At 61.0% G+C, this 20,674-nt stretch carries 15 protein-coding genes and 4 tRNA genes; 3 read left to right on the forward strand and 16 right to left on the reverse strand.

From position 1 onward, the window contains the following. Positions 1 to 71 precede the first annotated feature (71 nt). The 3 genes from GTP69_RS02390 to GTP69_RS02395 form a co-directional block, all read right to left on the reverse strand. Positions 72 to 1,079 carry a TraB/GumN family protein gene (locus tag GTP69_RS02390; protein WP_161053360.1) on the reverse strand — a complete coding sequence of 336 codons (1,008 nt, stop codon included), beginning with the start codon at positions 1,077 to 1,079 and terminating at the stop codon, positions 72 to 74. Between the two features lie 9 nt (positions 1,080 to 1,088). Beyond that, complete coding sequence (locus GTP69_RS31015; RefSeq protein ID WP_202423741.1) at positions 1,089 to 1,229, reverse strand: hypothetical protein; 141 nt, start codon at positions 1,227 to 1,229, stop codon at positions 1,089 to 1,091. Positions 1,230 to 1,329: 100 nt separating this feature from the next. Beyond that, positions 1,330 to 4,941: a hydantoinase B/oxoprolinase family protein gene (locus GTP69_RS02395; protein ID WP_161053361.1), complete on the reverse strand. Its 3,612-nt coding sequence runs from the start codon at positions 4,939 to 4,941 to the stop codon at positions 1,330 to 1,332. Positions 4,942 to 5,026: 85 nt separating this feature from the next. On the opposite strand from GTP69_RS02395, the gene GTP69_RS02400 reads away from it, so the two are divergent. Beyond that, entirely contained in the window at positions 5,027 to 6,538 is a 1,512-nt protein-coding gene (locus tag GTP69_RS02400) for an NAD(P)H-hydrate dehydratase (RefSeq protein WP_161053362.1), read from the forward strand. On the opposite strand, the gene GTP69_RS02405 is transcribed toward GTP69_RS02400, so the two are convergent. Next, positions 6,535 to 7,989: a S41 family peptidase gene (locus GTP69_RS02405; RefSeq protein ID WP_161053363.1), complete on the reverse strand. Its 1,455-nt coding sequence runs from the start codon at positions 7,987 to 7,989 to the stop codon at positions 6,535 to 6,537. The two genes, GTP69_RS02400 and GTP69_RS02405, sit on opposite strands and share 4 nt — an antisense overlap. Then, positions 7,989 to 8,702, reverse strand: a complete 714-nt coding sequence (locus GTP69_RS02410; protein WP_161053489.1) for an ABC transporter ATP-binding protein — start codon at positions 8,700 to 8,702, stop codon at positions 7,989 to 7,991. Before GTP69_RS02410 ends, GTP69_RS02405 begins: the two co-directional genes overlap by 1 nt. 40 nt (positions 8,703 to 8,742) lie before the next feature. Between GTP69_RS02410 and GTP69_RS02415 the strand changes: the two genes are divergently transcribed. Next, positions 8,743 to 9,372 carry an arylesterase gene (locus tag GTP69_RS02415; RefSeq protein ID WP_202424278.1) on the forward strand — a complete coding sequence of 210 codons (630 nt, stop codon included), beginning with the start codon at positions 8,743 to 8,745 and terminating at the stop codon, positions 9,370 to 9,372. After that, positions 9,369 to 10,430, forward strand: coding sequence for a tRNA 2-selenouridine(34) synthase MnmH (gene mnmH / locus GTP69_RS02420; RefSeq protein ID WP_161053365.1), 1,062 nt, complete (start codon positions 9,369 to 9,371; stop codon positions 10,428 to 10,430). Before GTP69_RS02415 ends, mnmH begins: the two co-directional genes overlap by 4 nt. On the opposite strand, the gene yddG is transcribed toward mnmH, so the two are convergent. From yddG to GTP69_RS02475, 11 genes are all read right to left on the reverse strand, one after another. Next, entirely contained in the window at positions 10,417 to 11,310 is an 894-nt protein-coding gene (gene yddG / locus GTP69_RS02425) for an aromatic amino acid DMT transporter YddG (protein ID WP_161053366.1), read from the reverse strand. The genes mnmH and yddG overlap by 14 nt on opposite strands. 36 nt (positions 11,311 to 11,346) lie before the next feature. After that, on the reverse strand, positions 11,347 to 13,257 hold the full coding sequence (locus tag GTP69_RS02430; RefSeq protein ID WP_161053367.1) for a SurA N-terminal domain-containing protein: 1,911 nt from the start codon (positions 13,255 to 13,257) through the stop codon (positions 11,347 to 11,349). 267 nt (positions 13,258 to 13,524) lie between these two features. Continuing rightward, a tRNA-Asp gene (locus GTP69_RS02435) sits at positions 13,525 to 13,601 on the reverse strand. Between the two features lie 30 nt (positions 13,602 to 13,631). Beyond that, positions 13,632 to 13,708 (reverse strand) — tRNA-Asp (locus GTP69_RS02440). A 70-nt stretch (positions 13,709 to 13,778) separates the two neighbouring features. After that, positions 13,779 to 13,854, reverse strand: a tRNA-Val gene (locus GTP69_RS02445). A gap of 49 nt (positions 13,855 to 13,903) precedes the next feature. Beyond that, entirely contained in the window at positions 13,904 to 14,176 is a 273-nt protein-coding gene (hbs, locus tag GTP69_RS02450; protein ID WP_070266615.1) for a non-specific DNA-binding protein Hbs, read from the reverse strand. A 182-nt stretch (positions 14,177 to 14,358) separates the two neighbouring features. Beyond that, positions 14,359 to 16,770, reverse strand: a complete 2,412-nt coding sequence (lon, locus tag GTP69_RS02455; protein WP_161053368.1) for an endopeptidase La — start codon at positions 16,768 to 16,770, stop codon at positions 14,359 to 14,361. Between the two features lie 263 nt (positions 16,771 to 17,033). Beyond that, positions 17,034 to 18,302: an ATP-dependent Clp protease ATP-binding subunit ClpX gene (gene clpX / locus GTP69_RS02460; RefSeq protein WP_110847814.1), complete on the reverse strand. Its 1,269-nt coding sequence runs from the start codon at positions 18,300 to 18,302 to the stop codon at positions 17,034 to 17,036. 160 nt (positions 18,303 to 18,462) lie between these two features. Next, a complete protein-coding gene (gene clpP, locus GTP69_RS02465; protein WP_371867769.1) occupies positions 18,463 to 19,080 on the reverse strand; it encodes an ATP-dependent Clp endopeptidase proteolytic subunit ClpP in 618 nt (205 codons plus the stop codon). Positions 19,081 to 19,156: 76 nt separating this feature from the next. Continuing rightward, on the reverse strand, positions 19,157 to 20,497 hold the full coding sequence (tig, locus tag GTP69_RS02470; RefSeq protein ID WP_161053370.1) for a trigger factor: 1,341 nt from the start codon (positions 20,495 to 20,497) through the stop codon (positions 19,157 to 19,159). 32 nt (positions 20,498 to 20,529) lie between these two features. Next, positions 20,530 to 20,616 (reverse strand) — tRNA-Leu (locus GTP69_RS02475). Positions 20,617 to 20,674: the final 58 nt, after the last annotated feature.

Raw genomic sequence — 20,674 nt, forward strand, 5'->3', positions numbered from 1 at the left:
ATTCCCGCGCAAGCGGGAATCCATGCTGATACGGCTCAGTATAGGTTCCCGCCTGCGCGGGAACGACAGCATCAGTCGGGACTGACCACTTCGTAGCCCTTGGCTTTCAGCGCGGTCAGATAACTGTCCGGGCCGACGATGTCGGACAGGCGCAGCATGGCGAAGCTGGTGGTGTTGGCGCCAAGTGCGCCCTCCGCAGACTTCAGCCATAACGCCTTCTTGCGCTCCGCAACGTTCTGCCAGCCCGGCCGGTTCTTGACGAATTCGGCGTTGCGAATGGCGTCGCCACAGGCGCTTTCCTGGTCCGGATAGCTGAGCTTTTGAATCGCTTCAATGTCACCCTTGGACCAGGCGTTGGCGCGCACCCGCATGGCGTCGATATCGCTTTCCAGCCGCGCCAGCGTTTTGCTGAAGCATTCGGTGTCGGCCAGCTGCGACTTCTTGAAATCGCTGAGCATGCTGGAGGCGTCGTCCATCGGCAATTCAATGCTACTGGAGGTCACCTTGATCTTGCGCTGCTTCACGATGTCGTCGATCTTCCGGCCAACGTCATTGCCACTGGTCAGGCCAGCTTGCTTGAGGCCGGCGGAAAATAGCGTATCCGCCACGAAGATGGGGCGTTCGCGTTCGATGCCGCTGTCCTTGCCGATGTACTTGGCTTTGAGCGGCTGCCAGCGGGCGTAGACATCGGCCGGCAGCACATCCTGCAGCGTGGCGCCGTCCGGATTCTTTTTCATCCCGATCAGGCTGGGCAACAAGGTCAGGCCGCGCCAGAAACCCACGCCGGCATGCGCCAGCGGCGGCGCCAGGTATTCCTGCGACTGCGCCAGAATCGACTCCACCTGCTGCGAACGCCATTCCATCTTTACCGGCAATGGCGAATAACTACCGAACACCCACAGCACATGATCGCCCTTGCTGACCTTCCACAAGCCCGGACCGGGACGCTGCCCCACCAGCAAGATGGTTTCGGTTTCCGACGCGGCCTCCTCGGTTGGGGCCGGTGGTGTGGCCTCTTGCGCCAGCGCGGCGGTCAGGGGCAAAAGCAGGCAAATCGTGGGCAGCAGGCGTTTGAGCATAGGTCCGATTCAGAAAGCGATGAGGCCGTTGGCGAGGCAGTGGCTGATGAAGTACCAGGAGACAAAATACAAACCGCACAGCAGGAAGGCGGACACAATCGCGGCGCGCGGTGAGCTGCGGGATTGAAAAATCCTCAATAGAGTGCGCATGATGTCCTCCCAACCTGTCTAAAGTTCAACTGTACGTTGCTGACAATTACCAGACAAGACCCGATTGGGAGGTGGCGCAATCCGATGCCAGGGGTATCGCCTAATCGGCTGATGGAGGTAAGGGCGTGCCAAAACCGCCACCGCCCGGCGTTTCAATAATGAACACATCGCCCGGCTGCATATCGGTCTTGCCGATGTGGCCCAGCACGTCCACGCTGCCGTCTGCGCGCTGCACGCTGTTGCGGCCCAACGCGCCCGGCCAGCCGCCAGCCATGCCGAATGGCGCGTAAATGCGGTTATTGGACAGGATGGCCGCCGTCATCGGTTCCAGGAAGCGCACCTTGCGCACGCCGCCGTTGCCGCCGTGCCAGTGCCCTGCTCCACCACTGCCGGCGCGGATTTCGTAGCTCTCCAGCCGCACCGGGAAGCGGAACTCCAGGATTTCGGGGTCGGTCAGGCGCGAGTTGGTCATATTGGTCTGCACCACCGACGTGCCGTCGAAGCCGTCACCGGCGCCGGAGCCGCCGCTGATAGTCTCGTAATACTGGTACTTGGCATTTCCGAAGGTGAAGTTGTTCATGGTGCCCTGCGCCGCCGCCATCACGCCCAGTGCGCCGTATAGCGCATTGGTGATGCAGGTCGAGGTCTCCACGTTGCCGGAGACGACAGACGCCGGATAGTGCGGATTGAGCATCGAGCCGTTTGGAATCAGCACCTTCAGCGGCTTGAGGCAGCCGGCGTTGAGTGGAATCTCGTCATCCACCAGCGTGCGGAACACGTACAGCACCGCCGCCATGCACACCGCCGACGGCGCGTTGAAGTTATTCTCCAGCTGCGGCGAGGTGCCGGTGAAGTCGATCTCCGCGCTGCGCGCTTCCTGGTCCACGCGCACCGCCACCTGAATCTGCGCGCCGTTATCCAGCGGCAGCGTGAAGGCGCCATCCTTCAAGGCGCTGATGACGCGCCGCACCGCTTCCTCGGCATTGTCCTGCACATGGCCCATGTAAGCCTGCACCACATCCAGCCCGAAATGCGCCACCATTTTATGCAGCTCGTCGACGCCTTTCTGGTTGGCGGCGACTTGCGCGCGAAGGTCGGCCAGGTTCTGGTCCGGATTGCGCGCCGGGTACTGCGCGCTGGCCAGCAAGGCGCGCGTTTCCGCTTCGCGCAACTGGCCGCCGTCCACCAGTTTGAAGTTATTGATTAACACGCCCTCTTCTTCGATCACGCGCGAATCCGGCGGCATCGATCCCGGCGTGGTGCCGCCGATGTCCGCATGGTGGCCGCGCGAGCCGACGTAGAACAGGATGCGCGCGCCGGTGGCGTCGAACACCGGTGTAATCACCGTGACGTCCGGCAGGTGGGTGCCGCCGTTGTACGGGTCGTTCAGCATGAAGACATCTCCGGCGCGCATGCGGCCGGCGTTTTCGCGCATCACGGTCTTGATGCTCTCGCCCATCGAGCCCAGATGCACCGGCATGTGCGGCGCGTTGGCGATCAGATTGCCGTCGGCGTCGAAGATGGCGCAGCTGAAGTCCAGCCGCTCCTTGATGTTGACCGAGTACGCGGTGTTCTGCAGGCGCAGCCCCATTTGCTCGGCGATCGACATGAACAGGTTATTGAAAATCTCCAGCATCACCGGATCGGCCGTGGTGCCGATGGCGCGTCGCTCCGGCAACGCCGCCACGCGCTTCAGCACCAGATGGTCGTGCAGCGTGACCTCGGCCTGCCAGCCCGCTTCCACGATGGTGGTGGCGTTGGCTTCGGCGATGATCGCCGGGCCTTTGATCACGTCACCGATGCGCGTGGCCCCGCGCTGGTACAAACTGGTTTGGCGCCATTTACCGCCGGTGTACATCGGCACCACCGCATGCGGCATCAGGCCGGACACGCGGCGCGCCGCCGGCTCCACCGTCTCTTGCGGCGCATCGGACTTGCCGACCGCCTCCACCGACACCGCCTCCACAATCAGCGCGCGCGATTGCATCAGGAAGGAATAGCGCTTGCGGTAGGCCGCTTCAAATTGCTGCTGCATCGACGCCACCGTATCGAACAACACGATCAGCGCAGTATCGGTGCCTTCGTAGCGCAGGTGTACGCGGCGGATCAGCGTAATGCGGTCATCGTCCACCTGCTGGTGATGCAGGTCCGCGCGCGCGTGGCGGCCCAGCGCATGCAGGCGTGCTTCCAGTTCGGCGTGCGCCTCTTCGCTCAAATGCGTTTCGATGGCCGCCTCGCGCATCGCCGTCTGGTCGGCCAGGCCCATGCCGTAGGCCGACATCACGCCGGCCAGCGAATGCACGAACACCGTCTTCATGCCCAGCGCATCGGCCACCAGACAGGCATGCTGGCCGCCGGCGCCGCCGAAACTGGTCAGCGCATATTCGGTAACATCGTGCCCGCGCTGGACGGAAATCTGCTTGATGGCGTTGGCCATATTGCCAACCGCGATATCGAGAAAGCCTTCTGCCACCTGCTCCGCCGTGGTGGGCGTGCCGGTGGCGGCGGCGATGTCATTGGCCATGTCGCCGAAGCGCTCACGCACCGTGGCGGCGTCCAGCGCCTGCTTGCCGTCGGCGCCGAACAACTGCGGAAAATGATGCGGCTGGATCTTGCCCAGCATGACGTTGCAGTCGGTGACCGCCAGCGGCCCGCCGCGGCGATAGCTGGCCGGGCCGGGATTGGCGCCGGCGCTGTCCGGGCCTACGCGATAGCGGCTGCCGTCGAAATGCAGCACCGAGCCGCCGCCGGCAGCCACGGTATGAATGCTCATCATCGGCGCGCGCATGCGCACGCCGGCCACCTGGGTCTCGAACACGCGCTCGAATTCGCCCGAGTAGTGCGACACGTCGGTCGAGGTGCCGCCCATATCGAAGCCGATCACCTTGTCGAAGCCGGCCAGCTTGGAGGCACGCACCATGCCGACGATGCCGCCGGCCGGGCCGCTCAGGATCGAGTCCTTTCCCTGGAAGGCGCGGGCGTCAGTGAGGCCGCCGTTGGATTGCATAAATTGCAGGTTCACGCCCGGCAGTTCACTGGCCACTTGCTCAACATAGCGGCGCAGGATCGGCGACAGATAGGCATCGACCACGGTGGTATCGCCGCGTGCCACCAGCTTCATCATCGGGCTGATGTCGTGCGACACCGATACCTGCGTGAAGCCAATTTCACGGGCGATACTGGCCACGCGGGTTTCGTGCGCGTGATAACGGTAGCCGTGCATGAAGACCACCGCCAGCGACCGCAGGCCGGTCGCATACGCTTGCTCCAGACCGGCGCGCGCAGTGTCGAGATCCAGTGCAGTCACCATTTCACCGTGCGCGCCGATGCGTTCATCGATTTCGATCACATGGCTGTACAGCAGTTCCGGCAGCAGGATGCGGCGGTCGAACAGGCGCGGACGATTTTGATAGGCGATGCGCAGCGCATCGCGGAAGCCACGCGTGATGGCTAGCGCAGTCGGTTCGCCCTTGCGCTCCAACAGCGCATTGGTGGCCACCGTGGTGCCCATCTTGACGGCGCCGATCTGCTCTACCGGAATCGGCTTGCCCTTCGCCACGCCCATCAGCTGGCGTATTCCGGCAATGGCCGCATCCGCATAGTGTTCGGGATTCTCGGACAGCAGCTTGAGCGTGCGCAGCCGGCCATCTGGCGCGCGCGCCACGATGTCGGTGAACGTACCGCCACGGTCGATCCAGAATTCCCAATCCATGCGTGCCTCGCTAAGCTGTGAAGCGTGTATTGTAGTGCCGACGCAGTGGACGCGCCCACACAAATATCGATGCTAAAATGACACGATGAACCCACTCTACACCGTTGCCGAAATCCGCGCCATCGAGCGCGCTGCCGCCGCTACCCTGCCGCCGGGCGCCCTGATGCAGCGCGCCGGCCAGGCCAGCGCCAACGCCGCGCTGGATCTGCTGCCGCTGACCACCAACCAGGCCAGGGTACTGGTGCTGGCCGGTCCCGGCGACAACGGCGGAGACGCGCTGGAAGCGGCCGCGCACCTGTCGTACACCGGTGCGCAGGTCACGCTGATCCATTTCGGCCCGATCGACGATAGCCAGTCCTCGACCGAACGCCAGGCCGCGCTGCAACGCGCCAAGGCCAGCGACGCACGCTTCCGCGCGGTGGAAGACGCCAACATCGCCGGCACCGAATGGCATCTGGTGGTGGACGGCCTGTTCGGCATCGGTTTGAAACGGCCGCTCAGCGGCGCGCTGCGGGCGCTGGTGGAGACAGTCAACCAGCTGCGTTGCAGCGTGCTGGCGCTGGACGTGCCGAGCGGACTGGATGCCGACACCGGCTGCGTTGTAGGTCCGGACGGCGTGGCGCTGCACGCCACCCACACCATCACGTTCATCGGCAACAAGCCGGGACTGCACACTTGCGATGGCCGCGACTATGCGGGCCTGGTCGACATCTCGCGGCTGGAAATCGACGCCAGCCACTTTGCGCCGGCGTCGCTGCACCTGAATGAGGTCAAGTTTTTCGCCCGCCATCTGAAGGCGCGGCGGCACAACTCGCACAAAGGCAGTTACGGTAATGTGGCGGTGATCGGCGGCGCGCGCGGCATGAGCGGCGCGCCGATTTTGGCCGCGCGCGCGGCGCTTAACAGCGGCGCCGGCCGGGTCTACGCTTTGTTTGTGGAAGACGCACTGCCATGCGATCCCGGCCAGCCGGAACTGATGTGCCGCCCCGCCGGCGATTACGACCTGGATCAGGCCACGCTGGTGATTGGGCCCGGATTGGGCGACTCGACCGCCGCGCAAGCCTTGCTGGCAAGTTCCATCGCCAGCGGCAGCCCGCTGCTGGCCGACGCCGACGCCCTCAACCTGCTGGCCGCCGACACCGCACTGCAAACCGTGCTGGCCCAGCGCAGCAAGCCGACCGTGCTGACGCCGCATCCGCTGGAAGCCGCGCGCCTGCTGGGCAGCAGCATCGGCGCCGTGCAGGCCGACCGTCTGGCCGCAGCGCGCACGCTGGCCGCGCGCCTCAACGCCGTCGTCGTCTTGAAAGGATCGGGCACGGTCATCGCCGCGCCGGACGGCAAGGCTGTCATCAACACCACCGGCAATCCGGCATTGGCCACAGCTGGCACCGGCGACGTGCTGGCGGGCCTGTGCGGCGCACTACTGGCGCAAGGCTGGCCGCATTGGGAAGCCGCGCTGGCGGCGGTCTGGCTGCACGGCATGGCGGCCGATGTGCTGGTCAGCGAAGGCTGCGGGCCGATCGGCCTGACCGCCGCCGAACTGATTCCCGCCATCCGCACCGCCCTCAACCGCATGGTGCAGCACCATGGCCGCTAGCGTTTAAGGTCGGCCTCAATGATTTTCAGGAAGTTCTCAGTCGACCATTCCAGATCGCGCACAACAATCTGCGGCGTGTAGAACTGCCCTGCCGCGCGCGGGCGGCCCACGTAGACCTTGTTTGGAATGACTACTTTCGCGGCGCCGGAGAACAGCGACTGGTAGCGCACTTCCATGTAATTGCTGTCCGCCGAGCTCGGCGCGCCGATCAGTTTCGTATTCGGGAACATGGTGAAGTAGTCCACCGCATCCAGACAGGCGCTGGCGCATTGGCCCGGCACGATGACGTACACCGGACGGTTGAACGCAGGCGTCGCCAAAGTGGCAGTGTCGGCAGCCGGTGCGTCGCTGCTGCTCACGTAAAACTTGTCACCGCGCTCCAGCGCTTCCTGCATGACGTTGGCGAGTGCGTTGATGCCTTGCGCCAGCTCGGCATTGCCTTGCTCCTTCAAAAAGCCGACCATCCAGCGCACATGCGCCACATTACCGGCCGAGGTACGCCACCAGACCTGTTGCTTGCCAGTGCGCTGCTGGTCGCGCCGCGCCATCTCGGCATCGCCCCACAAGGCGCCGGCGAAATCCAGGCTCCACAGCGATGAGCCGCCATGATTGCCGCGCAGGTCGATCACCACGGCATCCGCCTGCTGATAGCGTTGCGGATGCGCGCGCAGTTCCGCCGACATCGCGCGATAGGCTGTACGCTGCGCTTCGTCCGGCTGGAACTCCGGCATGGCGGCCCAATACAGGCGCGGACGCGGCTCGGTCAAGCCGACCGGCAACGTGATGCCGTTGTAGCTTTGCTGGCGCCATTGCAGCATCTCGTTGGTGTACTGACTCCACGCCAGCGTCATCGCAAACTGTTTGCCATCCAGCGTGAAGGTGCACACCTGCGGCCGCTTGATAAACGGATTGCCCTTGTCGACAAACACATCGGGCGCTTCTATCCACCAGTTGCCAGGCTCATCGCTGCGTCCCTGGAATGCAAAGACGTTGGTTTGCACCAGTGTGGTAATCGACTCGCCATCGCAGGCATCAATCCGGCTGCCGGCTGCCGGACCGCCGGGCACGGTGGCATAGACATACATGCTGTCGCCACGCCAGGCGGCGACAAAACCGGGCCAACGCCATTCCACCGCCGGAGGCATGGTGAACGCCACACCCGCGTGACCATCGTGGATAACGGTATTAAAACGTAGGAGCGCGGCTTGATACCCGGCGCCATCGCGCACCTGCGCGGCCAGTTGCAGGCCCGCCTTGCGCGCCTCGGCTAGACGGGTAGCAAAGCCGGGATTGGCCGGGTCGTAGGTGCCGGGGTGGTTGTCCAGCGTGATTTGATAGGCGGCTTCGATATCGGCGCTGGCAGCGCGCTGCCACTGTTCCGGCGTCTGCGGCAGGTCGGCAGCCGTGACGACGCCTGCCGCCAGCAGGCAGGCCGCAGCGAGGCGGCGCATCAGACCAGGCGACCCGCTGCGATTGTAATGGTGCGGCCGCAGCGGGCGGCCATGGCCTGGTCGTGGGTGACCAGCACCAAAGTCGAGCCGTGTTGGCGATTCAGCTCGAACATCAGCTGGATCACCGCTTCGCCGGTGGCGGCGTCCAGGCTGCCGGTCGGTTCGTCGGCAAACAGCAGCGGCGGTTCGCTGACGAAGGCGCGCGCCAACGCCACGCGCTGCTGTTCGCCGCCGGACAGGTATTTCGGATAATGCTTGAGGCGGCTCGACAGGCCAACCCGCGCCAGCATCGCCTCGGCCTTCTCGCGGGCGCCGGCCACGCCGGCCAGTTCCAGCGGCAGCATGACGTTTTCCACCGCCGTCAAATGCGCCAGCAGCTGGAACGACTGGAACACAAAGCCCAGTTTTTCCTTGCGCAGGGCGGCGCGGCCATCTTCATCTAGTGCATAAATGTCTACACCATCGAGCACCACGGTGCCGGCGCTGGGGGTGTCCAGACCGGCCAGCAAACCGAGCAAAGTTGACTTGCCGGAACCGGAAGCGCCAACGATGGCCAACGTCTCAGCCTTTTGCACGGTAAAATCTACCTCGTGCAGGATCGTCAGTTCGCCAGCGGCGTCGGCGACCCGCTTGGCCAGGCCTTTGACGGCAATGGCCGGCTGCACGCCAGACGCCGTCACAGGCGACGACGCCAGGGCCGGGCCTTCCGGCATGAAATGAGTTGACGCATTAGGGAAATCGGGCATGCTGAATATGTTTAAACGTTTATCTGGAAAATCACTGGCCGCCCTGCTCCTGCTGTCGGCAGCGGCGAGCGCCTATTCTGCACCAAAAACCGTGCTTGTGCTCGGTGATAGTTTGTCAGCCGAATACGGTTTGTCGCGCGGCACCGGCTGGGTCGCGCTGGCGGAGCAGAAACTCAAGCAGAATAACATCGATGCGGTGGTGGTCAACGCCAGTGTCAGCGGCGAGACCACCAGCGGCGGCCGTTCGCGCCTGCCGGCCCTGCTGACCAAGTACAAACCGGACCTGGTGGTGATCGAGCTGGGCGCCAACGACGGCTTGCGCGGCCTGCCGGTGCCGGCCGCCGAGGCCAATCTGCGCGCCATGAGCGACGCCGCCAGCAAGGCCGACGCCAAGGTGATGCTGATCGGCATGCGCATGCCGCCCAACTACGGCCGCGACTACGCCGACAAATTCTTCGCCATGTATGGCGCGCTGAGCAAGGATATCAAGGCGCCGCTGGTGCCGTTCATGCTCGATGGCATAGCCGACAAGCCGCAACTGTTCCAGCCGGACCGCTTGCATCCGCTGGCCGAGGCCCATCCAACCATCCTGGCCAATATCTGGCCGACGCTGCAAAAAACCATTAAGGCCAAATGAAGTATCCGGAAGTATTAAGCATCGATCAGGTGCTGGACCAGCTCGACACCTTCGACGCCATCATTGACGCCCGCAGTCCGGGCGAGTTCGCACTCGACCACTTGCCCGGCGCCATCAACGCGCCGGTGCTGGACGACGAGCAGCGCATCCGCGTCGGCACCATGTACAAGCAGGTGGGGTCGTTTGAAGCAAAGAAGCTAGGCGCCGCGCTGGTGGCCAGGAACATCGCGCGGCATATTGAAGAATTGTGGATCGACAAGCCGCGCGAGTGGCGGCCGCTGGTGTATTGCTGGCGTGGCGGCGCCCGCAGTGGCTCCATGGTGCATATCCTGGCCAAGATCGGCTGGCCGGTGGTGCAGCTGGACGGCGGCTACAAGGCGTTTCGTCAGGAAGTGAACGCGGCGCTGGAACACGCGCCGTCCTTGCGCTTCAAGGTGGTGTGCGGCACTACGGGCAGCGGCAAGAGCCGTTTGCTGGAGGTGTTGCATGCGCAAGGCGCGCAGGTGCTGGATCTGGAGCAGCTGGCCATGCATCGCGGTTCGGTGCTGGGGCATTTGCCTAGCCAGCCGCAGCCAAGCCAGAAGGCGTTTGAGACGCGCGTGTGGCAGGTGCTGCGCCGTTTCGATCCGTCGCGGCCGGTGTTTGTGGAGGCGGAAAGCAAGAAGGTCGGCAATGTACGCGTGCCGGCGGCCTTGATGGACACCATGCGCGCGGCTGATTGCATCGCGCTGACGTTGTCGCGAGAGAACCGGGTGCGCTTGCTGATGGAGGATTATCAGCATTTCCTGGCTGATCCATCGTCGCTCAATGGTCAGTTGGATCATCTGACGCAGCTACACGGCCGCGAAAAGATCGCCCGCTGGCATGCGATGTCGGATGCAGGGCAGATGCCGGAGCTGGTCGAGCAATTGCTGGCCGATCATTACGATCCGGCGTATTTGCGCTCGATCGACCGTAATTTCAGCCGCTATGGCCAGGCGCTGCCGTTGGAGCTGGATGACATCAGCGCGGATGCGTTCGTCGCCGCAGCGCGCCAGTTGATCGCTACTTGCGTGTAGCCCACCAGCAGCATAGCGAACCGGCCGTCACCAGCGCAGCGCCCTGCCAGAAACTGGCGGTCAGCGCGGTGCGCAGGATGGCCGCGCTGAAGGCGGACGACAGTACCGGCGCGGCGTACGACACGGCAGCCAGCAAGGCCAGGTTGCCGTGCGCCAGGGCGCGATTCCAGCTGGCATAGCCCAGCGCCATCACCGCAGCCGCCGCGCACAACAAGCCGGCGGCGGGCCAGAGCGAGGCCGACGAGCTGGCTGCGTCCACGGACATGCCGCTCAGCGCAAACTTCAGCCACAGCACCACACTGGTCAATACAAAGAACGGCGCAATCGCATCCGTGCCCTGCGACAGCGGCTTGGCGGCGCAGCAGTACGTGGCCCACAGCAACGCGCCGCCGGCGGCCAGGCCATAGCTCACCGGATTGCGCGCCGCATTGGCGGCGATGTGCGCCAGCGACAAGCCCTCGCCGCCACTCAGAATCCACGCCACGCCCAACAGCGACAGCAGCAGCCCCGGCGCCAGCCACACGGTCGCGCGCTGGCGGCCGCTGAGCACCATCAACGCCACCGTAAGGCACGGCCACAGATAATTCAACAGCCCGACCTCAATCGCCTGCGTGCGGTCCTGCGCGTAGCCGAGGGCCAATGCCAGCGCCACTTCATAGCCGGCGAACAGCGCGCCGCCGATCAGCAGATAGCGGCGCGGATACTGCCGCAGCGGCGTCCAGCCGCGCAACGCCACCAGCATCACCGAGGCCAGCGTATAAATCATCGCCGCCCCGGCCACCGCGCCCGCCGTTTCGCTGAACAACCGTATCAGCGACGGCGCCGTGCTCCACAGGCCAATCGCCGCCAGCCCAAGCAAAGTCCCTTTTGTCTGCGTCATATGTAGAAAGGGCCGCTATTCGCGGCCCTTGCTGGATTACTTCACTTCAGTCACGGTCGTCGTCGTGATCGGCTTCAGGATCTTCACCTTGGCCTTTTGCTTCAGGAACTCGATGTACTGTGCCATCTCCTGCTGGGCAATCACGTTGCCGATCTGTTCGGCCTGGGATTTGCGCTCGGCCTCGTCGGCCGCCGCAGGCTGCTGCACCTTGTCGATGCGGTACAGGCCGTAGCCCATGCCTGGCAGGTCCACGCCAACGTAGGCTGGCAGCTTGCTCGTATCGGCTTTCATGATCGACTGCATGGCCAGACCGTTGATACCTTCAGGCTTCTGACGCGACACCAGTTTGGCAGCGCCGAAACCGGTCGCATCGCCCGACTTCTTGAAGGCTGCCAGTTTCTCTTCGCCGGCTTTGACGGCCAGCTTGGCGGCTTCTTCCATCGTCACGCGCTGACGGATCTGCGCATCGACTTCGGCCAGCGGACGCTTGCTTGCTGGTTTGAATTCAACGATACGGCCCGATACCAGGGTACTCGGCGCGGTCTCGACAGCTTCGGTATTGCGCTTGCTGCTGATCGAATCATTCGAGAACAGCGCGGTCAGGAACTTGGCGTTGTTGTACGCGGCAGCGCCAGGAGCCGGCGATGGATTGCGCGACACATTGCTTGCGGTCTCGATCTTCAGGCCCAGCTTGTCAGCCACTGGCTTCAGGCTGTCCGATTGTTCGTAGACGGTATTGGTGAAGGCTTCAGCCATTTCCGAATACTTCTTGGCGGCTTTCTGCTTCTTCAGCAGATCGGTCACGTCGGCTTTCACCACGTCCAGCGGCTTGACCACGGCTGGCTTCAGCTCGGTCACGGTCAGCACGTGGAAACCGAAGTCCGACTGCACCGGATCGCTGATCTCGCCCAGCTTCAGCTTGGCGATAGCGTTTTCGACCGGCGCCACCAGCACGCCTTTTTCGATCACGCCCAGATCGCCGCCCTGCTCTGCCGAGCCTGGATCTTCCGACTTGGCCTTGGCCACTTTGGCGAAATCGCCAGGGGTCTTGCGCAGTTCGGCCACGATGGCTTCGGCCTTGGCCTTGGCGGCGGCGGTGTCAGCGGCGCTGGCGCCCTTTTTCAGGGTGATCAGGATGTGGCTGGCACGACGGGTTTCCGGCGTGGTGAACTGGGCCACATTCTTGCTGTAGTAATCCGATACTTCGGCATCGGTCACGCTGACTTGCGCGGCGACGGCGTCGTTGTTCAGCACCACGTATTCGATCTTGGCTTGTTCCGGCACTTCGAAGAACTTGCTGTTCTTGTCGTAGAAGGCCTTGACCATTTCGTCGGTCACTTTGACCTGTGGCACGAAATCAGCCACCGGCAGCAGCAGTTCCTGCACGTCGCGCTCCTGGGCGGCGATGTCGGACAGGGTTTTGGCCACGGTGCGTGGTGCAAAGCCGGTGCCTTCGACCGCGATCGCCAGTTGTTGCAGCGCCAGTTCCTGACGCATGCGGGCGTCGTTCTGCTCCGGACGCAGGCCTTGTGCGGCCAGGATGGCAATGTAGCGCTCTTTATCAAAGTTGGCTGGGCCGCCGAACATGTCCATGATGGCTTTTTGCAGCTGTGCATCGCCGATGCTCAGATGGCTGTGGCCGACTTCAGCAGCGATGGCGCGTTGCGCGATCAGCTGGTCCAGCACGTTTTGCTTGAACTCCGGCGTGTCGAACATTTTCTGGTCGAACTGCGCGCCCATACGCTGGCGGTAGTTGTCCAGCTGGTTGCGCACGGCATTGTCGAACTCTTGCTGGGTCAGCGGCTTGCCATCGATTTTGGCGATGGTGCTGGCGTCATCGCCGAAGCTCTTGTAGCTGCCGATGCCGACAAAGGCAAACGATGGCACGATGATGATGGCCAGGAAGATTTGCATCAAACGCTGGTGGGTACGAATAAATTCAAACATGGTCTGCCAATTCGGATGGTTATTACTTGCACATACAAAAATGGCGAACTCGTGTTCGCCAATTCTCTTTTTTATTCAATGGCTTGCACTGCAAAGTGAAGCCTGAGTATGCCGAAAAAATCAGTATCGCACGATTCTACAGAAGCACCGTTGGCTTAGCAAGCATTCGCTTGCCAGTTTGATAGCGGGGAGAATAGATTATCTCAATATTGACGCCGAAAAAGAAAAACCCCGCAGCTTAAATATAAGCTGCGGGGTATCTTGATCTGGCGGAGCGGACGGGACTCGAACCCGCGACCCCCGGCGTGACAGGCCGGTATTCTAACCAACTGAACTACCGCTCCTAAACGGTATTACTGCTGTTTGTATTTTGTTGGCGGAGCGGACGGGACTCGAACCCGCGACCCCCGGCGTGACAGGCCGGTATTCTAACCAACTGAACTACCGCTCCAGCAAAATACAAGGTGCTACATTTTACACTAACATTTACTACCTGGCAAATGTGATTGATAATCAATCTTTGGTGGGCGGTGAGAGGCTCGAACTCCCGACCTAAGCCTTGTAAGGGCTCCGCTCTACCAACTGAGCTAACCGCCCATTTGCCGCAGTGAACAGCTGTTTAACCGCTGCTGCTCACTGAAGTGCGTTAGTTTACAGCATCTTTCAAAGCTTTACCAGCTTTAAATTTAGGAACTTTAGCTGCTTCAATGGTGATCTCTTCTTTGGTGCGTGGGTTGCGGCCGGTACGGGCTGCGCGCTCGCTTACCGAGAAGGTACCAAAGCCAACCAGGGTCACGCTGTCGTTCTTTTGCAGGGTGGTGGTCACGCCGTCAATCACTGCATCCAGTGCGCGAGCAGCAGCCGCTTTGGAAATATCAGCGGTAGTGGCAATATGGTCGATCAATTCAGTCTTATTCAAAGCAATTCCCCGTCACAAAGGTTATATCTGTTCCCGCTTAAAATACGGCAACGCAAAAAACTCAGGCCGTATTAAACAAGCCAGCCCACTATCGTGTCAAGGCTACACAATAGAAAAATAAGTAAAAATAAAAAAACAGGCGCTATATAAGCGCCTGTTTTATGGGTATTACAGCTAAAGCGTTAGTGTTTTACCACTTCGACCTGGCCATCAACCTTGGTGGCGGCCGCCGCAACGGCCTCCACCGGAGCAGTTTCCACCAGCGGTTCCGGCTGGCGTTCGAGGGCGATTTCCAGCACTTTGTCGATCCAACGCACCGGCACGATCTCCAGTTTGTTTTTGACATTGTCCGGAATGTCGGCCAGATCCTTGACGTTCTGCTCAGGGATCAGCACGGTTTTGATGCCACCACGCTGCGCTGCCAGCAGTTTTTCCTTCAAGCCGCCGATCGGCAACACTTCGCCGCGCAGAGTGATCTCGCCCGTCATCGCCACATCGGCGCGCACCGGAATCCCGGTGAAGACCGACACCATGGCCACCGTCATGGCAGCGCCGGCGGACGGACCGTCTTTCGGCGTTGCACCTTCCGGCACGTGAATGTGGATGTCCGCTTTTTCGAACACTTCATTCTTGATGCCCAGGCGCTGCGCGCGGCTGCGCACCACGGTGCGGGCGGCTTCGATCGATTCCTTCATCACATCGCCCAGCGTACCGGTACGGATGACGTTGCCCTTGCCCGGCATCTGCACGGCTTCGATGGTCAGCAGATCGCCGCCCACTTCGGTCCATGCCAGACCGACCACCTGGCCAACCTGATTCTCTTTCTCGGCCACGCCGAAGTCGTAGCGGCGCACGCCCAGGAACTTGTCCAGGTTTTTCGGCGTGACGATCACTTTCTTCTCCGACTTTTTCAGCAGCAGCATCTTGACCACCTTGCGGCAGATCTTCGACACTTCGCGTTCCAGCGAACGCACGCCGGCTTCACGGGTGTAGTAGCGCACGATGTCGCGGATGGCGGCGTCGCTGACCGAGATCTCGTCCTCTTTCAGGCCGTTGTTCTTGATCTGCTTCGGCAGCAGGTAACGCTGAGCGATGCTGGCTTTTTCGTCCTCGGTGTAACCCGACAGGCGGATCACTTCCATGCGGTCCAGCAGCGCCGGCGGGATGTTGAACGAGTTCGAAGTCGCCACGAACATCACATCCGACAGGTCGAAATCGACCTCGATGTAGTGGTCCGAGAAGGTGTGGTTCTGCTCAGGATCCAGCACCTCCAGCAGCGCCGACGATGGATCGCCGCGGAAGTCCGCACCCATCTTGTCGATCTCGTCCAGCAGGAACAGCGGGTTGCGCACGCCGACTTTCGCCAGCGATTGCAGCACCTTGCCCGGCATCGAGCCGATGTAGGTACGACGGTGACCGCGAATCTCGGCCTCGTCCCGCACCCCGCCGAGCGCCATGCGCACGAACTTGCGGTTCGTGGCGCGGGCGATCGACTGACCCAGCGAGGTTTTACCCACGCCCGGAGGACCGACGAAGCACAGGATCGGCGCTTTCAGCTTGTCGACGCGTTGTTGCACTGCGAGGTATTCCAGGATGCGTTCTTTGACCTTGTCCAGGCCATAGTGGTCGCCTTCCAGCACTTTTTCAGCGTTGGTCAGATCGTTGTTGACCTTGGATTTTTTCTTCCAAGGCAGGCTGACCAGCGTATCGATGTAGTTGCGCACCACGGTGGCTTCAGCCGACATCGGCGACATCAGCTTGAGTTTCTTCAGCTCGGCGGTGGCTTTGTCCAGCGCCTCTTTCGGCATCTTGGCCAGCGCGACTTTCTTCTCCAGCTCGTCCAGGTCGGCGCCGTCTTCGCCCTCGCCCAGTTCTTTCTGGATGGCTTTGACCTGTTCGTTCAGGTAATACTCGCGCTGCGACTTCTCCATCTGGCGCTTGACGCGGCCACGGATCCGTTTCTCGACTTGCAGAATGTCCAGCTCGCCTTCCAGCTGGCCCAGCAGATGCTCCAGGCGCTTGGCGACACTGAAGATCTCCAGGATCACCTGTTTCTGCTCCAGCTTCAGCGGCAGATGGGCGGCCACGGTGTCGGCCAGGCGGCCGGCGTCGTCGATGCCCGACAGCGATGCCAGGATCTCTGGTGGGATTTTCTTGTTCAGTTTGACGTACTGGTCAAATTGCTGAACGATCGCGCGGCGCATCGCTTCGATTTCCGAATCGTCGCCCAGCTCGGAATCGAGCGGCGTCAGATCGGCCACGAAGTGCGTCGGCGTATCGGTAATTTTGTTGATGCGGGCGCGCTGGGCACCTTCGACCAGTACCTTGACGGTGCCGTCCGGCAGTTTCAGCATTTGCAGAATGTTGGCCACGCAGCCGATTTCGTAGATATCGGAAGCAGAAGGTTCGTCCTTGGCAGCGGCTTTTTGGGCGGCAAGCATGATGCTCTTGCCTTGCTCCATCGCGGCTTCCAGCGCCTTGATCGATTTTGGGCGTCCTACGAACAGCGGTATCACCATATGCGGAAATACGACGACGTCCCGCAGCGGCAATAACGGCAGTTGAGTTTGCTCAGTTAATTTGGAAGTTGTCATGGCGTACCTTATGTGAAAGCGTGATTATGAAATGGCGCTGTTCCGTCAAATCACAAGACCGACCTGCAAGAAATATTCCTCATATAAAAGAATATTTTCTGCACTCTAAAAGAATCGCTAATAAAAAAAGCCACGCGCGACAGCCGTCACGAGTGGCTTTCCGACTGAAGCCTGTATTCTTTTATTGATTTTGATTGTACCGCCTTGCCCCACGGATGCGAAATGAATTTTGCTGTCGCGCGGGGCAAGTGTGCACTCGTTATTTAATTCTCACCAGAAGCCTTAGGCTGCTCCTGATAAATCAACAAAGGTTTCGCGCCACTGGTAATGGTATTCTCATCAATAACCACTTTAGTAACGTTGGTTTCATTTGGCAGCTCATACATGGTATCGAGCAGCGCGTGTTCCAGGATCGAACGCAGACCTCGGGCGCCGGTTTTGCGCGCCAGGGCTTTCTTGGCGATCGCGTGCAGCGCAGCCGGACGAATCTCCAGTTCCGCGCCTTCCATTTCCAGCAGCTTCGAATATTGCTTGATCAGCGCATTCTTCGGCTCGACCAGAATCTGGATCAGCGCTTCTTCGGTCAGCTCGGCCAGGGTCGCCACCACCGGCAGACGGCCCACCAGCTCAGGGATCAGGCCGAACTTGATCAGATCTTCCGGTTCCGCTTCCATCAGCACGTCGCTGACGTTGCGCTCGGACTTGCTCTTCACCGAGGCGCCGAAACCGATGCCGGACTTCTCCGAACGGTTCTCGATCACCTTGGCCAGGCCGTCAAACGCGCCGCCGCAGATGAACATGATGTTGGTGGTGTCGATCTGCACGAAGTCCTGGTTAGGATGCTTGCGGCCGCCTTGTGGCGGCACCGAGGCCATGGTGCCCTCGATCAGTTTCAGCAGCGCCTGCTGCACGCCCTCGCCCGATACGTCGCGGGTGATTGACGGGTTGTCCGACTTACGGGAGATCTTATCGATCTCATCGATATAGACGATGCCGCGTTGCGCCTTGTCCACATCGTAGTTGCAGCTTTGCAACAGTTTCTGGATGATATTCTCGACGTCTTCACCCACGTAGCCGGCTTCGGTCAGCGTGGTGGCGTCGGCGATTACGAACGGCACGTTCAGCATGCGCGCCAGGGTCTGCGCCAGCAAGGTTTTACCCGAGCCGGTTGGACCGACCAGCAGGATGTTGGACTTGGCCAGTTCGACCTCGTCTTTTTTACCCAGGTGCTTGAGGCGCTTGTAGTGGTTGTACACCGCCACCGACAGGATGCGCTTGGCGGTTTGCTGGCCAATCACGTACTGGTCCAGCAAGTCCTTGATTTCGTGCGGGGTCGGCAGGTCCGATTTGGCGCCCGAAACCGACTCGATGGCCGAGGTTTCGTCGCGGATGATGTCATTGCACAGATCGATACACTCGTCGCAGATGAATACCGACGGGCCGGCGATAAGCTTCTTCACCTCGTGCTGGCTTTTGCCGCAGAACGAGCAGTACAGAAGTTTTTCGCCGCTGGAGGATTTTTTGTCTGACATGGGCAGTTTTCTTTGGTTACAGAATGGCTTGGCCATTGCCGGCTAGCAAGTTTGAAGACTGGAAAAAATCCGCCTACACCACATGCTACCCGAAATAAAAACGAAACGCCCGAACGATTAATCGTCCGGGCGTCTTTTTAGCAATGCTGCGGGTAAAGCATTAAGCCCGGTTGGTCAACACTTTGTCGATCAGACCGTACTCTACCGCCTCTTCCGCCGACATGAAGCGGTCGCGATCGGTGTCTTTGGCGATCTGCTCGACGGTTTGGCCGGTGCGTTCCGCCATGATCGAGTTCAGACGGTGGCGCAGGTACAGGATTTCCTTGGCCTGGATCTCGATGTCCGAAGCCATGCCCTGCGAGCCGCCCGACGGCTGGTGAATCATGATGCGCGAGTTCGGCAGCGAGAAGCGCTTGCCCTTGGCGCCAGCGGCCAGCAGGAAGGCGCCCATCGAAGCGGCGATACCGGTGCACAGCGTCGATACGTCAGGCTTGATGAACTGCATCGTATCGAAGATCGCCAGACCGGCCGAAACCGAACCACCAGGCGAATTGATGTACAGCGAGATGTCCTTGTCCGGGTTTTCGCTTTCCAGGAACAGCAGCTGGGCGACCACCAGATTGGCCATCTGGTCGTTGACCGGACCGACCATGAAGATAATACGTTCCTTCAGCAGACGCGAGTAGATGTCATAAGAGCGCTCGCCGCGGCCGCTTTGTTCCACCACCATCGGCACCAGGCCGAGCATTTCGGTGTCCAGCGCCGGATTTCGGTTCATACCAGTCATTCTATTTCCTTGTGAAGCAGCTTAAAGGGCCGGTATGTAAATAATACATCATCCGGCCCAAACTGAATTACGCTTGTGCGTTGCTTCCCATCAGTTCGTCAAAGGCGATGGCCTTGGACGACGTCTTCGACAGGCCCAGGACGTAGTTGACGACGTTTTCTTCCAATACAAGGGCTTCGACTTCTGCCAGACGACGACGGTCGCTGTAGTAGTACTTCAGCACTTCGCGTGGATCTTCGTAGCTTTGGGCGAAGTCTTCGATCTGGGCTTTAACTTGCTCAGGCTGGGCTTGCAGGTTGTTCTCGGTCACCAGTTGCGACAGAATCAGGCCCAGGCGTACGCGACGCTCGGCTTTTTCTGCGAACAGTTCTGGTGGGAATGGCACGTCCTTGACGTTCATGCCACGCTGCGCCATGTCTTGACGGGTGATTTCGGCCAGACGCTCGGTGTCCTGAGCGATCAGCGATTTCGGCACGTCCAGGGTGGCGGTCTTGACCAGGGTGTCCATCACGGCTTCTTTGTTGCGTGCTTTCACGCGGCCAGCGACTTCACGTTCCAGGTTGACTTTGATGTCTTCGCGCATTTTAGCGACGTCGCCATCGGCCACGCCCAGCGACTTGGCGAATTCGCCGTCGACTTCCGGCAGGTGCGCCCATTCCAGTTTTTGCAGGGTGATCGTGAACGAGGCGGTTTTGCCGGCCACGTCTTTACCATGGTAGTCCTCTGGGAAGGCCAGTGGGAAGGTCTTCGCTTCGCCGACTTTCAGGCCGACGGTCGCGGCTTCGAATTCTGGCAGCATGCGGCCTTCGCCCAGCACGAACGGGTAGCCTTCAGCTTTGCCGCCTGGGAATTCCACGCCGTCGATCGAACCGACGAAGTCCACCGTTACGCGGTCGCCGTTGGCAGCAACAGCTTCGCCGCCGTCGCCGTGTTCGCCGGCTTCGCCTTTGGTGTGGAAGTGCACGCGCTGTTTGCGCAGGATGTCGATGGTCTTGTCGATTTCAGCTTCGCTGACGTCGGCTTTGACGGTTTCGATTTCTACCTTGGTCAGATCGCCGATTTCGACTTCTGGGTAGATTTCGAAGGTTGCGTCGAAGGCCAGGACGCCGGCTGGCGATTCGGCCTTCGGCTCAATGTTCGGGAAACCAGCAACGCGCAGCTGGTTTTCGTTTGCGGCGTCGTTGAAAGCGCGGCCAACTTTATCGTTCAGCACTTCGGTCTCGATCTGATAACCGTATTGTGCTGCGACCATTTTCAGAGGAACTTTACCCGGACGGAAGCCTGGTGCCTTAGCCGTTTTGGCTTGCACTTTCAGGCGCTTCTCAACTTCAGCGCGGACTTCGGTCAGCGGGAAGGAGATCGTGATACGACGTTCGAGTTTGCCCAAGGTTTCGACTGCAGTTGCCATGTAAAAATCGTCCAAAAAATAAAAAGTACAGTTGGTGCGAGGAGGGGGACTCGAACCCCCACACCATTGCTGGCGTCAGGACCTAAACCTGGTGCGTCTACCAATTTCGCCATCCTCGCGGCATGTTTGCACAAAAGCAAAGGGCGACCCGTAAGTGAAAACGGTCGCCCTATTCCT

The sequence above is a fragment of the Duganella levis genome (assembly GCF_009857605.1).
Taxonomy (GTDB): domain Bacteria; phylum Pseudomonadota; class Gammaproteobacteria; order Burkholderiales; family Burkholderiaceae_D; genus Rugamonas; species Rugamonas levis.

Bases quoted from the DNA above. Each gene is read 5' to 3' on its own strand.
- GTP69_RS02390 (WP_161053360.1), bottom strand. From the start codon at position 1,079: ATGCTCAAACGCCTGCTGCCCACGATTTGCCTGCTTTTGCCCCTGACC.
- GTP69_RS31015 (WP_202423741.1), bottom strand. From the start codon at position 1,229: ATGCGCACTCTATTGAGGATTTTTCAATCCCGCAGCTCACCGCGCGCC.
- GTP69_RS02395 (WP_161053361.1), bottom strand. From the start codon at position 4,941: ATGGATTGGGAATTCTGGATCGACCGTGGCGGTACGTTCACCGACATC.
- GTP69_RS02400 (WP_161053362.1), top strand. From the start codon at position 5,027: ATGAACCCACTCTACACCGTTGCCGAAATCCGCGCCATCGAGCGCGCT.
- GTP69_RS02405 (WP_161053363.1), bottom strand. From the start codon at position 7,989: ATGCGCCGCCTCGCTGCGGCCTGCCTGCTGGCGGCAGGCGTCGTCACG.
- GTP69_RS02410 (WP_161053489.1), bottom strand. From the start codon at position 8,702: ATGCCGGAAGGCCCGGCCCTGGCGTCGTCGCCTGTGACGGCGTCTGGC.
- GTP69_RS02415 (WP_202424278.1), top strand. From the start codon at position 8,743: ATGTTTAAACGTTTATCTGGAAAATCACTGGCCGCCCTGCTCCTGCTG.
- mnmH (WP_161053365.1), top strand. From the start codon at position 9,369: ATGAAGTATCCGGAAGTATTAAGCATCGATCAGGTGCTGGACCAGCTC.
- yddG (WP_161053366.1), bottom strand. From the start codon at position 11,310: ATGACGCAGACAAAAGGGACTTTGCTTGGGCTGGCGGCGATTGGCCTG.
- GTP69_RS02430 (WP_161053367.1), bottom strand. From the start codon at position 13,257: ATGTTTGAATTTATTCGTACCCACCAGCGTTTGATGCAAATCTTCCTG.
- lon (WP_161053368.1), bottom strand. From the start codon at position 16,770: ATGACAACTTCCAAATTAACTGAGCAAACTCAACTGCCGTTATTGCCG.
- clpX (WP_110847814.1), bottom strand. From the start codon at position 18,302: ATGTCAGACAAAAAATCCTCCAGCGGCGAAAAACTTCTGTACTGCTCG.
- clpP (WP_371867769.1), bottom strand. From the start codon at position 19,080: ATGAACCGAAATCCGGCGCTGGACACCGAAATGCTCGGCCTGGTGCCG.
- tig (WP_161053370.1), bottom strand. From the start codon at position 20,497: ATGGCAACTGCAGTCGAAACCTTGGGCAAACTCGAACGTCGTATCACG.